Annotated in this window: 9 protein-coding genes; 8 read left to right on the forward strand and 1 reads right to left on the reverse strand. The window is 69.7% G+C overall.

Annotated features, from left to right (window positions below; genetic code table 11):
• Positions 1 to 61 precede the first annotated feature (61 nt).
• On the reverse strand, positions 62 to 574 hold the full coding sequence (locus DB31_RS15020; RefSeq protein WP_044187908.1) for a GNAT family N-acetyltransferase: 513 nt from the start codon (positions 572 to 574) through the stop codon (positions 62 to 64).
• Positions 575 to 709: 135 nt separating this feature from the next.
• Here DB31_RS15020 and argC point away from each other — a divergent pair, with 135 nt between their 5' ends.
• The 8 genes from argC to DB31_RS15060 all read left to right on the forward strand — a co-directional run bounded on the left by argC (position 710) and on the right by DB31_RS15060 (position 12,505).
• A complete protein-coding gene (argC, locus tag DB31_RS15025) occupies positions 710 to 1,774 on the forward strand; it encodes an N-acetyl-gamma-glutamyl-phosphate reductase (RefSeq protein WP_044187911.1) in 1,065 nt (354 codons plus the stop codon).
• Positions 1,771 to 2,619: an acetylglutamate kinase gene (gene argB / locus DB31_RS15030; protein WP_044188170.1), complete on the forward strand. Its 849-nt coding sequence runs from the start codon at positions 1,771 to 1,773 to the stop codon at positions 2,617 to 2,619. Before argC ends, argB begins: the two co-directional genes overlap by 4 nt.
• Before the next feature lie 64 nt (positions 2,620 to 2,683).
• Positions 2,684 to 3,187, forward strand: a complete 504-nt coding sequence (locus tag DB31_RS15035) for a pilus assembly FimT family protein (RefSeq protein ID WP_044187913.1) — start codon at positions 2,684 to 2,686, stop codon at positions 3,185 to 3,187.
• 53 nt (positions 3,188 to 3,240) lie between these two features.
• Positions 3,241 to 3,582 carry a hypothetical protein gene (locus DB31_RS15040; protein WP_157231992.1) on the forward strand — a complete coding sequence of 114 codons (342 nt, stop codon included), beginning with the start codon at positions 3,241 to 3,243 and terminating at the stop codon, positions 3,580 to 3,582.
• Positions 3,576 to 4,628 carry a PilW family protein gene (locus tag DB31_RS15045; protein WP_044187917.1) on the forward strand — a complete coding sequence of 351 codons (1,053 nt, stop codon included), beginning with the start codon at positions 3,576 to 3,578 and terminating at the stop codon, positions 4,626 to 4,628. The genes DB31_RS15040 and DB31_RS15045 overlap by 7 nt, the downstream gene beginning before the upstream one ends.
• A gap of 9 nt (positions 4,629 to 4,637) precedes the next feature.
• The gene (locus tag DB31_RS15050) at positions 4,638 to 6,458 is read left to right on the forward strand and encodes a hypothetical protein (protein ID WP_044187919.1); all 1,821 of its coding nucleotides are present in this window, start codon (positions 4,638 to 4,640) and stop codon (positions 6,456 to 6,458) included.
• 214 nt (positions 6,459 to 6,672) lie between these two features.
• The gene (locus tag DB31_RS15055; RefSeq protein ID WP_240486703.1) at positions 6,673 to 12,030 is read left to right on the forward strand and encodes a ribonuclease E domain-containing protein; all 5,358 of its coding nucleotides are present in this window, start codon (positions 6,673 to 6,675) and stop codon (positions 12,028 to 12,030) included.
• Between the two features lie 70 nt (positions 12,031 to 12,100).
• A complete protein-coding gene (locus DB31_RS15060; RefSeq protein ID WP_044187923.1) occupies positions 12,101 to 12,505 on the forward strand; it encodes a hypothetical protein in 405 nt (134 codons plus the stop codon).
• The last annotated feature ends 3 nt before the right edge of the window (positions 12,506 to 12,508 follow it).

The raw sequence follows: 12,508 nt of genomic DNA on the forward strand, positions 1-12,508 counted from the left end.
TCCGCCTCACCGCCCAGCGTGGTGCTGTGGATGTCGATGACCTTCGCGTTCGGTTTGTTTCTCACTTCGTGGGGGGCGAAGGGCGGCTCAGGTCCAGCGTGTAGAAGCGGTTGCACCCAAAGTGCCCCGTGTTGCCCATGGCCTGGGGAATGCGCCCGAAGCCCAGCCGCTCGTACAGCTTCTGCGCCTGGTCCATGCCGGTGAGCGTCTCCAGGTAGCAGAGCCGGTAGCCCGCCTCCCGGGCGAAGTCGAGGCACCGCCGCAGCAGCCGCTCGCCTACCCCACGGCCGCGCACCTCCTTCAGGAAGTACATCTTTCGCAGCTCGCACACGGACGGGTCTCCGCCCGCCAGCGGCGCGATGCCCGCGCCTCCCAGCACCCGGCCTTCCTGCTCCACGACGAAGTAGGCGTGCCGAGGCCGTGAGTACGCGGTGCTCATCGTGTCCACCTCCGTGTCGTGGATGGCGAAGCCCGGGCCGCTGGCCCCGAACTCCGGCATTACGGTCCGGATGATGGAAGCTACGGCAGTGTCGTCCTTGGGCTCGATGGGGCGCAGGGTCCAGTCGTTGCTCATGCGCCGAACCGTTCCACAGCGCCTGGTCGATGGCCAGGGGGGCTTTTCGGGTAGTCAACGCTCCACCGAGGGGGGTGGATTCGGACGCGGCAAGCCCCTATACACCCCAGCGGAACCCCTCAGGAGTCCCGGCACATGGCCAACAAGGTGAAGGCAGTCCTCATCGGTGGTACCGGCTACGGCGGCGCGGAGATCCTCCGCCGTCTCCTCTTCCACCCGAACGTCGAGGTCATCCGCATCACGTCGGTGGACAACATCGGCAAGAAGGTGGGCGACGTCCATCTCAACCTCGCGGGCCTGTCGGACTTGACCTTCCAGCAGCTCGCGCCCTCCGAGGCCGTGGCCGGCGCGGACGTCACCTTCCTGGCCATGCCCCACAAGACGACGGCCCAGGTGGTGATGGAGATCCTCTCCTCGGGCACGCGCATCGTGGACCTGTCCGGCGACTTCCGCCTGCGCGACCCGGCCGCTTATGCGAAGTACTACGGTGTGCCCCATCCGGCGCCTCAGCACCTCACGGACGGCACCTTCGTCTACGGCATGCCGGAGCTCAACCGCGAGGCCATCCGCAAGGCGCGCTACGTCGCCAGCCCCGGCTGCTTCGCCACCACCATTGCCCTGGGCGTGATGCCGTTGGCCAAGGGCGGCAAGCTGAGCGGGGCCATCCACACCGTGGCGGCCACGGGCTCGTCCGGCAGCGGCGCCAACCCGCAGATCACCACCCACCACCCGCTGCGCGCCAGCAACCTGCGCACCTACAAGCCGCTCGAGCACCAGCACATCCCGGAGATTCTCCAGACGCTCCGCAACGCGGGCGCCGCGCAGGACCTGTCGCTGGAGTTCGTCCCCGTGTCCGCGCCCCTGCCGCGCGGCATCTTCGCCACCTCGTTCGTGGACGTGCCCGCCTCCACCACCCAGGAGGAGCTAGACGCGCTCTGGAAGCAGACGTACGGCAAGGAGCCCTTCATCCGCATCATCGGTGGCGGGCGGCAGCCCGAGGTGGTGGGCGTCTCCGGAAGCAACTACGTGGAGGTTGGCTTCACGCTGGGGCCTGTGACGGGTGATACCCGCCGCGTGGTCTGCTTCTCCACCCTGGACAACCTCGTCAAGGGCGGCGCCGGCCAAGCCATCCAGAGCTTCAACGTCATGATGGGCTTCGACGAGCGCACCACGCTGGCCGAGCCGGGGCTGTGGCCGTGAGCGGGCTCTCGGACTTCAAGGGCCGCTGGTTCGTGGTGAAGATCGGCGGCGAGCTGGCCTCGGACAAGCCCAAGCTGGCTGCCAGCGTGGGCGCCGCCGTGCGCGCGTTCCTGGACGCGGGCGTGCGCGTCGCGGTCATCCACGGCGGTGGGCCCCAGGCCACCGAGCTCACCCAGAAGCTGGGCCTCACCCCGAAGATGGTGGGTGGGCGCCGCGTCACCGACGAGGCCACCCTCGAGGTCATGAAGATGACGCTCGCGGGCCAGGTCTCCGTGGATGTGGCCGCCGCGTTTCGCATCGCCGGTGTGCCCGCGGTGTGCACCACGGGCGTCTCCGCGGGGCTCGTCAATGCGCGCAAGCGGCCCGCCAAGGTCATCACCGGCGCGGGGCCGGATCCGATCGACCTGGGGCTCGTGGGCGATGTCTCCGAGGTGAACACCGCGCTCTTCGAGAAGCTGTCGGAGGCGGGCGTGGTGCCGGTGCTCGGCTCGCTGTCCGGGGATGCGCAGGGCAACGTGTTCAACATCAACGCGGACACGGTGGCCACGCGCGTGGCCGCGAAGCTCAAGGCCGCCAAGCTGTTCCTGGTGTCCAACGTGCCAGGCGTGCTCGCCAACAAGGATGACCCGTCCACCCGGCTGCCCACGCTCACTCCCGCCGAGGCCAAGGAAAAGATTGCCTCCGGCGTGATTCAGGGCGGGATGATTCCGAAGGTCGAGGAGAGCCTCGCGATGCTGGAGGAGGGCATCGAGGCCATCCACATCGTCGGCATCTCTCCGGTCAACGCACTGCTGGGCGAGGCCGAGAAGGCCGGCAGCTTCGGCACCGCGTTCCTGCGCGGCTGACGGCGGGGCGCACCGGCGGCGTGCAAGGTGCGCTCGGGGCGCGTTCGTGGTCTGATCACCCCGGATGCGCGGCTATACCCTCATGGAGCTGATGGTCACCGTGGCGCTGCTCGCCCTGATGAGCGCCATGACCGCCGTCGGGCTGCAGCCGCTCCAGGCCCGCTACCGGCTGCGCAAGGCCACGGATGCTACGGCCTCGCTCCTGGTCCGCACCCGCCAGCGCGCCATCGAGACGGGCCGTTGCCATCAGATCGAGGTCCTCGCGGGCGGCGTTCCCGTCACGGGCCTTCCCGGTGACGTCTTGCGCGTCAGCCGCCGACGGGATGTGGACTGCGAGTCCCCCGCGGATCCGCTCGCCTTCGTCGAGGTGGAGCGCCTCACCCTTCCCGAGCGCATGACGGTGCGCCAGGAGGGCTCGAAGGCCCTGGTCTTCCGCGCCAATGGACGGATCTGGGACAACGAGCCCCGGCGCTTCCAAGTGGGCCGTGAGACAGCTCTGCGTGTCATCGTCGCAGTGCCCCAGGGGCCCGTGTGCACGCTCGAGAATGAGGCGGAGGGCTGTCCGTGAAGTTCTGGCGCTCACGGAGGAGCAGGGCCGGGCACCTGCTCGCGGAGGCACTCGTGGGGGGAGTCCTGCTCTCGCTGACGATTGCCGCGCTTGCGTCCGGAGAAGTGGCGGCCCGGCGGAGCCTGTCGCGCAGCATCGAGGACCTGGAACTGGAGCGCGCCGCCACCGACCTGCTCGAGTCCTTGCGCGCACAGCCCCCAGGTTCGCCTGCGTGGACGTCTTCCTCTGGGGGTACCGTTCCAGGACATCCGGAGTGGGCCTGGACCATCACTCCCGAGTTCGTCGAGGACCGTGACGTGCGGGTGGGTTTCCCCCTGTTCCGCTACGTGCGCGCGAGGATCACCCTCATCACCCCGCAGGGAAGGATCTTGGAGCGGGAGGCGTTGCGATGGTAGCGCGCGGCTCCTCTCCGGCACGGCGGGGCTTCACGCTCGTTGAGGTGCTCGTTGCCAGCGCCGTGGGGTTGATCATCCTGACGGGAATGATGGGCTACCTGCTGCACCGCTCGCGGATGGATCATCAGGAGGCGCAGCTCGCCCGGCTCAAGCAGGACTCGAGTTTGGTGTTGGGCCAGCTTGGCCGGGAGCTGCGGCAAGCGGGCCTCGGGCGTCCCACGCGGGCCCGGAAGGATGGAGATCGCGAGCTCTTCCCAGGGCCTCTGCTTGTCGCGGACGCGACGTCGCTGGCCTTCGTGGCGGACCTGCCTCGGCCCGATGCGGATCTCAATGGCCTGTCTACCTTCGCCGCCAACCAGTTCGCACCTCCGATGCCCGATCGCGGAGTCGCCTTGCTCAACGAGCTGAACGGGAGCTGTGACGTGGACAGCTCGTTGCCCTCGGGCTGCCGGACGGATGAGGCCTCGCTGGTTCTTCCTTTTCCCGGGGTGGATTGCCGCAACTCGCCCTTCACCGCGCCCTCCTGCCCCTGGGGGCTCAAGAAGTACCAACCCGGCGAGTGGCTCGTGCTGGTGGACGGAGTGGGACGGTGGGTGGAGCGCCAGGTGTCCTCGAACCTGTTCTCCAGCTCGGCGAGCCGCATCACTCTGCAGCTCAACGAGCGGCTGCCCGCAGACTTCTTCGACGTGCCCAATCGCGGCTGGGTGGCCTCGATGGACCGCGTCTTCTACCGGCTTCGGGGCAATACCGTGGAGCGCAAGCAATGCTGGAATCCGGTTGGGAGCTTCGTGTCCGCGAGCACCTTCTCGCCCTGCAGCTCCTCTGCTGACGGCACGGCGTGGGAGCCGCTGCTGCGCACGGCTGTCCCCGGTGGACTCATGTTCCGGTACTTCGATGTGCAGGGCTTCGAGCTCACGCGTCTTCCTCTATCGGAGGAGGACCTCCGGCGGGTCCGGCGCGTGGAGGTGCGGATGAGCCTGAGCGCGCCCACCCAGCGAGCACCCGTCACCTATGACACCTTCACCTCCGTCGCATTGAGGCATTAGGAGCCTCCGGTGCTTCCTCTCTCCTCCCGCCCCCCTCGCGGCTACATCCTGCTCGCCGTGATGCTGCTGTTGGCGGCGCTGGTGCTGCTCGTGGCGCTGGCGCAGCAACGGGCGGGGGATGAGGGGCTGACCGCCAACCGTGAGCGCAGTGAGGCCCAGGCGCGAGCCCTCGCCGAGGCGGGCCTGGAGCGCACGCGCGCGTATCTCGGAGAATTGTTGGCGCGAGATGTGGATCTCGATCGCGCCTTGGATCCCGGGCTGGATACCGACTGCCTCACGCTGCCGGCGCTCGGGGGCGTGACATGGGATGACCACCTGCCGCCGTTCGCCGACAGCCAGCCCGTCACGGTCTCCTCCAGTGGCAGGGACTACCTGCGCGTGCTCGCCGATGAGGGCGCCGAGGGGGCGTACTTCGTCCGCATCGACGACAACGACGATGACGCACAGGACTCGATGCTCCTCAGCCCCGCCACCTCGAACAACCCGATCGGGAACTGTCTGGAGGGCCCTGTCCTGGGACCGCTGCGGGACAATCCCGTGAGGGACCGGGATGGAATGGTCTGGGTCACCGTTATCGGGGTTCACCCGGGGACGAGCCTCGAAGGCAATGACGCGCGCGTCACGCTGCGGGTGCTCGTGGGGCCCGGTGAGCCCGCCGGAATCATCGCGGGCGGCACCGTGAGGATGTCGGGCGCCGCGCACGTGTGTGGCCCGTTCGGGGATGTGGTGGCGACGGGCTCGGTGGAGGGCGGGTGCCTGTGTGGGGCGGCCTGCTCGTCCGGGCCGTTCTGGAACGCGTGTGTCCAGGGGGAGGCGTGCATCGCGCAGGCTGGGGGCAGCATGTGCTCGGCCACTTCGGGCCGGGGGCCGGGGACCGAGGTGTGCGAGGCCGGTGTGTCCGTGCCCCCTCCACCCCGTGTGTCCGCATGGGATGTCACCAACGCTCCCCTGGACTGCACGGGGGCTCCTTGCTTGCCCTTCTATTACCTGCGGCTCGACGAGGGGGCGGCTCAGGCGCGGCTGTACGGGTGGAGCTACAGCGCCTGCCACTCGCCGCGCTCGGCGCCTCGCGTGTGCAGCCCCGCGGACTGCCCGACGTGCTGGGTGTTGCTCGATGCCAACACCCAGAACGAGCCGATGGGCATCTCCCTGTCGCACGCGGATCCGGGGCTCCGGAATCCGAGCCCCTCGGTTACCATTCCCGGGGCCCGCGCGCCCCGGGTGTGGCTCGCGGATGGGAGTGGCGGTTTTCGCTCGGGAAGCGGCTCCTGTGATGCGGGGGACACCGCGCTCTATCCCGGCACCACGGGTTTCGGGCGGCGCGATGTGCGCAACGTCTGGTTCGAGTACTTTCCTGAGTCGGCGGCCACGCCGCTGCCTCGGGGCGTCTGGTTCGTGGAGGGCAACGTGCGCTTCCGGAGTGCCGGAACTCCGAGCTGCGCGGCGCTCCAGGCTGATCCCACGTACAGCGCGAGCATCATCGCCACGGGCAGCATCGTGCACGAGGCGGGGCTGATCTCCTTGCGTCCCGCGAGCCCCAAGGGGGTCGTGTTGCTCGCTGGCAGGGATCTGGTGATGCGCGGAGCCCAGTCGCGCGTGCTGACCTGCGGTACCAGCGCGGCGGTGATGGTGCACGAGCAGGTGGTGATGGGCGGCGACTCGCATGTGGAGGCGCAGCTCGTGGCGGAGAATGCGTCCACGTGCGACGCCGAGGTGGTGGGGGAGGCCGTGCAGATGAGTGGTTCCGCGACCGTGGCCGTGCCGCAGTTTCCCCCGGTGCCCGCAGGGCCGCCCTTGCGCGTGCGGCTCCAGTCCGAGTCCACGCACTGAGCACCGGGTGAGCACCCGTTGTGCACCGGCCTGCACAGAGCGGGTGTGCACCGCGTCATCGCGGTGTCACATCTGAGCGGGCTGGGGATACAAGTGCCCGGGACTTCTAGGGCTTTGGGGTGGCACGGCGGTTGTTAGAGGCAGGGGTATGTATTGCCCTCAATGTCAGCAGGAGCGCCTCGGTGGTCGGCGGTGCATCCTCTGCGGCGGCGCGATGACGCTGCGTCCCCGGGATGCGTTGGAGAAGGAGCTGGACCACATCCACTTCCTCCTGAGCGAGCTGAAGCGGTGGGATCCCATCGAAGTACCCAACGGCGCGCGCGGTTACATCTCCCAGCGCTATGAGCGCCAGACGCGGGTGCTGCTCTCCGTGCTGGCGGAGACTTTCAAGGGTGCTTCGGCGGTTGAGGCGCCCGTCGTTCCGTCCGAGCCTGTGGCGGTGGTGCAGCCCGAGCCTGTGATGACGGCTGCGGCGGTGGAGACTGCGCCTGTCATTGTGCCGCCTGAGCTCGTGACCGTGGAGGCGCCCGTGGTGCCGGTGCGCGAGGCTCCGCGGAGCCGGCGGCCGCAGCCCCAGCATCCGGCTCCAGCGCCCAAGGCCGAGGAGCTGCTGCCTCCGGTCACCACCGAGCCCCTCTTCGAGGCGCCTCCCGTGCGGACCATCGCCGCTCGCGTGGTGGAGGAGACCTCGACGTGGGACCGTCTCTGGCGCCCCTTCCTCTACGAGAGCATCGCCTGGTTCCTCGGCGCGTTCCTCATCCTCGCGGGCACCTTGTATTTTGTCTTCGAGAGCTGGGCGGGCATGGGTTCGCTCTCGCGCTCGCTGGTCGTGTTCGGGATGACGGCTTTCTATTCGGTGGGCTTCTCCGCGTGGGGCGCCTTCCTGACGCGGCGGGCGGAGCTGCGCAACGCGGGCCGCATCCTCGGCATCATCGGTTCGGCCGTGGCGCCGCTCGCGGGCCTCGCGCTCGGGCCTCTGGGGGGGATGGCCCTGGGAGCGGGGCTGCAGCTCGAAGGGGTTCAGCCGGCGCTCCTCGTGCCGTTGCTGCTGGGGTGGTCGGTCTGTGCCGCAGTGATGGTGCGGCGGCCCGCCGAGGCGCTCGATGCGTCCTCCCGGCCGCTCATTCAGTGGGCCATGGTGGGGACCACTCTCATGATGGGGCTGGCGCCGCTCGCCGCACAGCTCGGGGCTCCGGCCCTGTGGCTGAACGCGCTGCCCTGTGCGCTGTTCTTCGTGCTGTCCCGGCAGACTCCCGCTGTGCCTCGCCGAGGCTCCGCGTTCGTCTTCGTGCTGGGGGCGCCGCTCTACCTGCTCGCGCTGTATGCGATCCGCCTGCACCTGGCGCTCGTGGTGGCGGGGACTCCTCCCTCGCTTGGCACCTATGCCCCGTTCATCGCCTTCCTGCTCGCCACCTGCCTGGCATTCCGTGAGGTCCGGGAGGAGCAGGCGGCGGATTCGCTCTCGGTCGGAGTGGCGGCGCTCCAGGTGGGGTGCCTCGTGCTCGCGGGGACCGGTGCGGCCCCGGCCTTCTTCGTCACCTCGGCCGTGTTCACGTGGACCGTGTACCGGCTGTCGCTCGGGTCGCTCGCGCGGCTGCGCTGGCTCTATCCCGCGTACTTCGGGGCTTATCTCGCCTACGGCTCCAGCAGTCAGCTCATCCCGGGGTTCGTCGAGACGCTCATCCAGGCCATCAAGACTCGGCTCGGCTATCCGTCCGCCGAGTCCCTGCCGTTCCAGTTCGGTGCGCTGACCGCGCTGCCCTTCATCCTCGTGGGCGTGGGGCTCGCGCACTGGCTGATGGCCCGTGCGGAGCGGAGTGGGGGAGCGCGCGAGGCTGGCATCGCGGAGGTGCTCCTGCGGTCCACGGCGGTGGCCAGCGTCGTCTTCCTGCTCCTGGCGCACCTCGGCCCCGATCAGCGCCCGGCCTTCTGGAGTGCGTTGGCTCTGGCCTCCATTTGTGTCGCCAGCGGCCTGTGGTTCGAGCGCGTCTATCTCTCTGCCGTGGGCGCCTGTGTGACGGTGGTCCTGCCGTTCGCGGCGCATGGGCTCTATGGCCCGGCCCTGGCGTCGGTGGTGTGCGGTGTGCCGGCGCTGGTGTTCGCGGTACTGGTCAGCCTGCACGCCCGCCCCACGCGCCTCATCTTCAGTAGCGCGGTGGGCCTGCTCTCGCTTGCGGGCTTCATCCTCGGCCTCAGCGCGGGCCATGGCACGACGGCGGCCTTCGGCATCGGGCTCTCGGGCGCGGCCGCGCTCCTGGCCACCTGGTTCCTGGCGGATCCGCGGCTCATCGCCGTGGCGGGGACCGTGCTCGCCGCCGCGGCTCCTAAGTTGGCCGCCACCTATGCGCCGCACGCTCACGGAACGCTGGAGGCCGTGTCTCCTGCCCTGGTGCTCATGGCGCTCGCCCTGGCTGGGTTGGGTGAGCTGAAGGGCCGCCTGCGGCTGCTCGGCGTGCCCGGCATCCTCTATGCCTTCTTGGCTGTGGCTGTGGCCATTGAGCAGCAGACGCCTGTGCTCGGTGTCATCCTCCTGGCCTCCGCGGCGGCGGTGCTCATCGCCTCGCGCACCTTCCCAGCGGTGCGGCCGGTGGCGGTGCTTGCGGCGGGGATGGCGCTCCTGCCCGCCTTCCCGGGTTCCTTCGTCCCGTGGTCCTGGATGACGCCGGAGTTGTCCGTCGGGCTGATCATCCTCTGGGCCTTGGGCGCCTCGGTGGTGACCGCTCGGTGGGGCCGCAGCCCGAGCACGGTCGTGGCTGGCGTCGTGGCGCTGCTCATGGCGGCCGCCCCGGCGTTGGCGGTGGGGTCTCTGCAAGCTTCCTCGGGGCTGTTGCTGGGCGCGGGTATGGCGGCGCTCCTCACGGCCCGTGCGCTGCATCCGTCCGTCAGCATCCTCGTGGCGGCGGGCTATGCCGGGCTGGGGTTCGAGTCGTCTCCTTATGGCCTGCTCGGGCTGGCGGCCCTCCTGAGCGTCATGGCGCTCCTGGAGCAGTGGCGCGCTGTGTCCTCCGTGTTGGCCGGGGAGCGGCGCTTCGCGCTTGTGGCCACCCTGTGCTCGGCGTTCCTCCTGGGCAGTGCCATGGTCATCTGGGGCATCCGGCCTACTGGGTTCCTGATGGCGGCCGTCCTGGTGCTGCCGTTGCTGTGGACTCGTGCCACCCGTCAGCCCGTCTTCATGGCGCTCGGGGCGTTGGTCACCGCGGGGGCCTTGCGCGTGGCGTCTCCTGACCCTGGATTCGCTCCCGCGCTGCCGCTCCTGGCGCTCCTGATTGTTCGGGCCGTGGCCCATCTGCCGGCCGCGCGCTCGCTGCTGTTCGGCTCTGAGGCCGATGACAAGCCCGTGCTGGCGCTCTCCCGGTGGATGCAGCGCACGCTGCCCCTGCTCGGCGTGGCGATGTGGATGGCAGACTGGGGTGCCCTCTCCTTGAGTGTGCTGGTGGCGGCGCTTGTGCTGATGCCGGGGCCTCGGGCTTCGATCCGCCTGACTGTGGGCACGGTGATGCTCGCCTTCGTCCTCCCGGCCTGTCCCACGGCGACGGTGCTGCTGCTGGCGCTCGCCGTGCTCGAGCACCACCGTCCGGCCTGGGTCGCCGCGTTCTTCCGGGCCGCTCCGGACCCGGCGCTGCGCTCCCGCGCGACCCTGGGCGCGATCTTCCTCATCACCGTGGCCACGCTCTTCGTGAAGGCTCCGGGAGGCTTCGCGGCGGTGGCGGGTGTCCTCTTCCTGGCGGCGTTCCTCCTGTCCACGGGCTGGCTGCTCACTGCGGCCGTCGCCGTGCTGGGCATCAGCGCCTTCGGGGACATGAGCTACGGGTTCCCCCACCGGACACCCATGACGGCGCTCATCTTGGTGGCCGTGGCGCTGGGGGCTGCCGTGCTGTCCGCGCTGTGCCAGTCCGGCCGTGTCCAGCGCGCTCTCTCTGCCGCAGCGGCGAAGGTGCTCCCGCGTCTGGAGGAGACCTGGAGTGAGCCGCTGTGGGCCGGTGGTGCCCTCACGCTCGCGGGGCTGTTGGCGTTCAGTCTGTTCGAGGGCGGTCCGGGAGCGCTGCCGATGCCCGTGGCGGTGCTCGCGGGGCTGACGGCGCTCGTGCTCATGATCACCCGTGAGGAGTGGATGGCTTTTGCCGCCACCGCGCTGCTCGGTGGAGTGCTCGTGGCCTCGGTGCCGCCGCTCTGGATTCCCGTGGTCGTGGGAGGCACGGGGCTTGCCCTCTGCCTGGCGGGCACGGAGCTGGAGTCGCGCGAGTTCCACATGGGCCGCGCGCTCCACCATGGTGGGTGGATCCTCTCGCTGCTGGCGCTCTGTGGGCTCGGGAGCCTGCGCCACATCAGCGCCCCGCTGAGCTTCGCGCTGGCGACGGGGGCTGCGTGGGCCGTGGTGCACCGCCGCCGGGAGCGTGAGGTGGTGGGCTGGCTCGCCACGTTCGTCTTCGGCCACGTGCTGGTCGCGTTCCTGGGCGCGGTGTTCTCCAGCGGCCACGGCCAGGAGTTCATCCTCCCCCACCTGGGCGCGGCGACCGCGGTGCTTGCCACGCTGGCGCTGTCGCTCGCGGGGCAGAACGTGCGCAGGAGCGTCGGGCACCTGTTCACGGCTGTGGCGCTCCTCGAGGTGCTCCTGGGACTGTTGCTGGTGGATGGGACGACGGGCGCGTTGCGCGAGGCGCTCGTGGTGGGCGCGGGGGTCATCGTCCTGCTGGGCGCGTTGGTCCGCCGCGCCGTCGAGGAGGAGGACGAGCTCTCCGCGTACTTCGCGCAGGGGGCCGTGGCGCTGGGGTATCTCGGCGCCCGGTTGCTCGGCATGGGCGTGGGGGGCCTGAGCGGGACGGACAGCCTTGTGGGGCTCGTGGGCGGTGCGATCTTCTCCGGCCTCTATGTCTTCACCCAGCGCGAGGGCTCGGGGCTCCCGGCCTTCCGCCGCCCCGCGCTGTTCGGCGCCTTCCTGTTCCCGCTGGCCGGTCTGCTCACCGCGCCCTGGGACCAGCCGATGTACGCCGCAGCCCTGCTCGTGGGGCATGCCGCGCACTTCGCCGCGCTCGCCGCGCACCCGTCCCGCCGGACCTTGGCCTCCCTGGCGTCCGCCGTGGCCTTCAACGCGGCCCTGCTCGTCGTCTGGGCCGGTACCGGCCGCGGCGAGCCGCAGTTCTACGTCATTCCCGCGGGCCTCTCGCTGCTGGTGCTGCTGCGCGTCTTCCGGGACTCGCTCGAGGCCGACACGGCGGCGAAGCTGCGCGCCGTCGCGGTGACGATCATCTATGTGGCTGGCGCCTGGAAGCCGCTGATGTTCAGCGATGCCCCGTCAATGATGCTGTGCGTGCTGATCTGTTTGCTCGGAGTGGCAGCAGGCATCGCGCTGCGCATCCGCTCCTACGTGTACCTGGGCTCCGCGTTCCTGGTGACGTGCATCGCCGCCAACCTCGCTCGCTTCGGCATGAGGGACCACCGCATCGGCGCGGCGTTTCTCACGCTCATGGGTCTCATGGTGGTGGGCTTCATGGTGGTGCTCAGCGCGCACCGCGAGCGGCTGCTCCTGAGGTACGCGAGGGTGCGTTCGCTGCTGGCAACGTGGGAAGGATGACGCGTGAAAAGGGACACGCTGCGAGTGTGTGGGTTTGTAGCCCCTGCCCTCGGAATCGTATGGAGAGGGCATGCGAATCCTCATGCTCGTGGGTGTCCTGTTGTTGTCTCAGGCCTGCGTGGTCGTCCCGGCGCGGCGCGCACCGGGCTCACCTCCGCCTCCGCCCCCCTCGAGGGCGATGAACTATGACGAGGCCGTGGGGCTCGGGTTCCAGTTCTGCCGGTCGCGCGGATACGACTGCCAGCTCAAGGAGGCCCACATGACGGGCAACGACGTGTGGAAGGTGAAGTTCCGCGCGTTCGCGTCCGGTGCCAAGGGCCATGTGCACCTCGACTATCAGGCGTACTCGCGCGCGCTGCTCCGCGTCGATGAGAAGGTGAAGGCCAAGGGCGGCGGCCGCGGTGACGATGACTGGGACGATGATGATGGCCGCGGGCGCGGCAAGAAGAGGGGCCACGCCAAGTGGGATGACTGACGC

This window comes from Hyalangium minutum (assembly GCF_000737315.1).
GTDB lineage: Bacteria > Myxococcota > Myxococcia > Myxococcales > Myxococcaceae > Hyalangium > Hyalangium minutum.

What these genes read in the sequence shown, in the direction of transcription:
- DB31_RS15020 (WP_044187908.1), bottom strand. Translation starts at nt 574, where the DNA reads ATGAGCAACGACTGGACCCTGCGCCCCATCGAGCCCAAGGACGACACT.
- argC (WP_044187911.1), top strand. Translation starts at nt 710, where the DNA reads ATGGCCAACAAGGTGAAGGCAGTCCTCATCGGTGGTACCGGCTACGGC.
- DB31_RS15035 (WP_044187913.1), top strand. Translation starts at nt 2,684, where the DNA reads ATGCGCGGCTATACCCTCATGGAGCTGATGGTCACCGTGGCGCTGCTC.
- DB31_RS15045 (WP_044187917.1), top strand. Translation starts at nt 3,576, where the DNA reads ATGGTAGCGCGCGGCTCCTCTCCGGCACGGCGGGGCTTCACGCTCGTT.
- DB31_RS15055 (WP_240486703.1), top strand. Translation starts at nt 6,673, where the DNA reads ATGACGCTGCGTCCCCGGGATGCGTTGGAGAAGGAGCTGGACCACATC.
- DB31_RS15060 (WP_044187923.1), top strand. Translation starts at nt 12,101, where the DNA reads ATGCGAATCCTCATGCTCGTGGGTGTCCTGTTGTTGTCTCAGGCCTGC.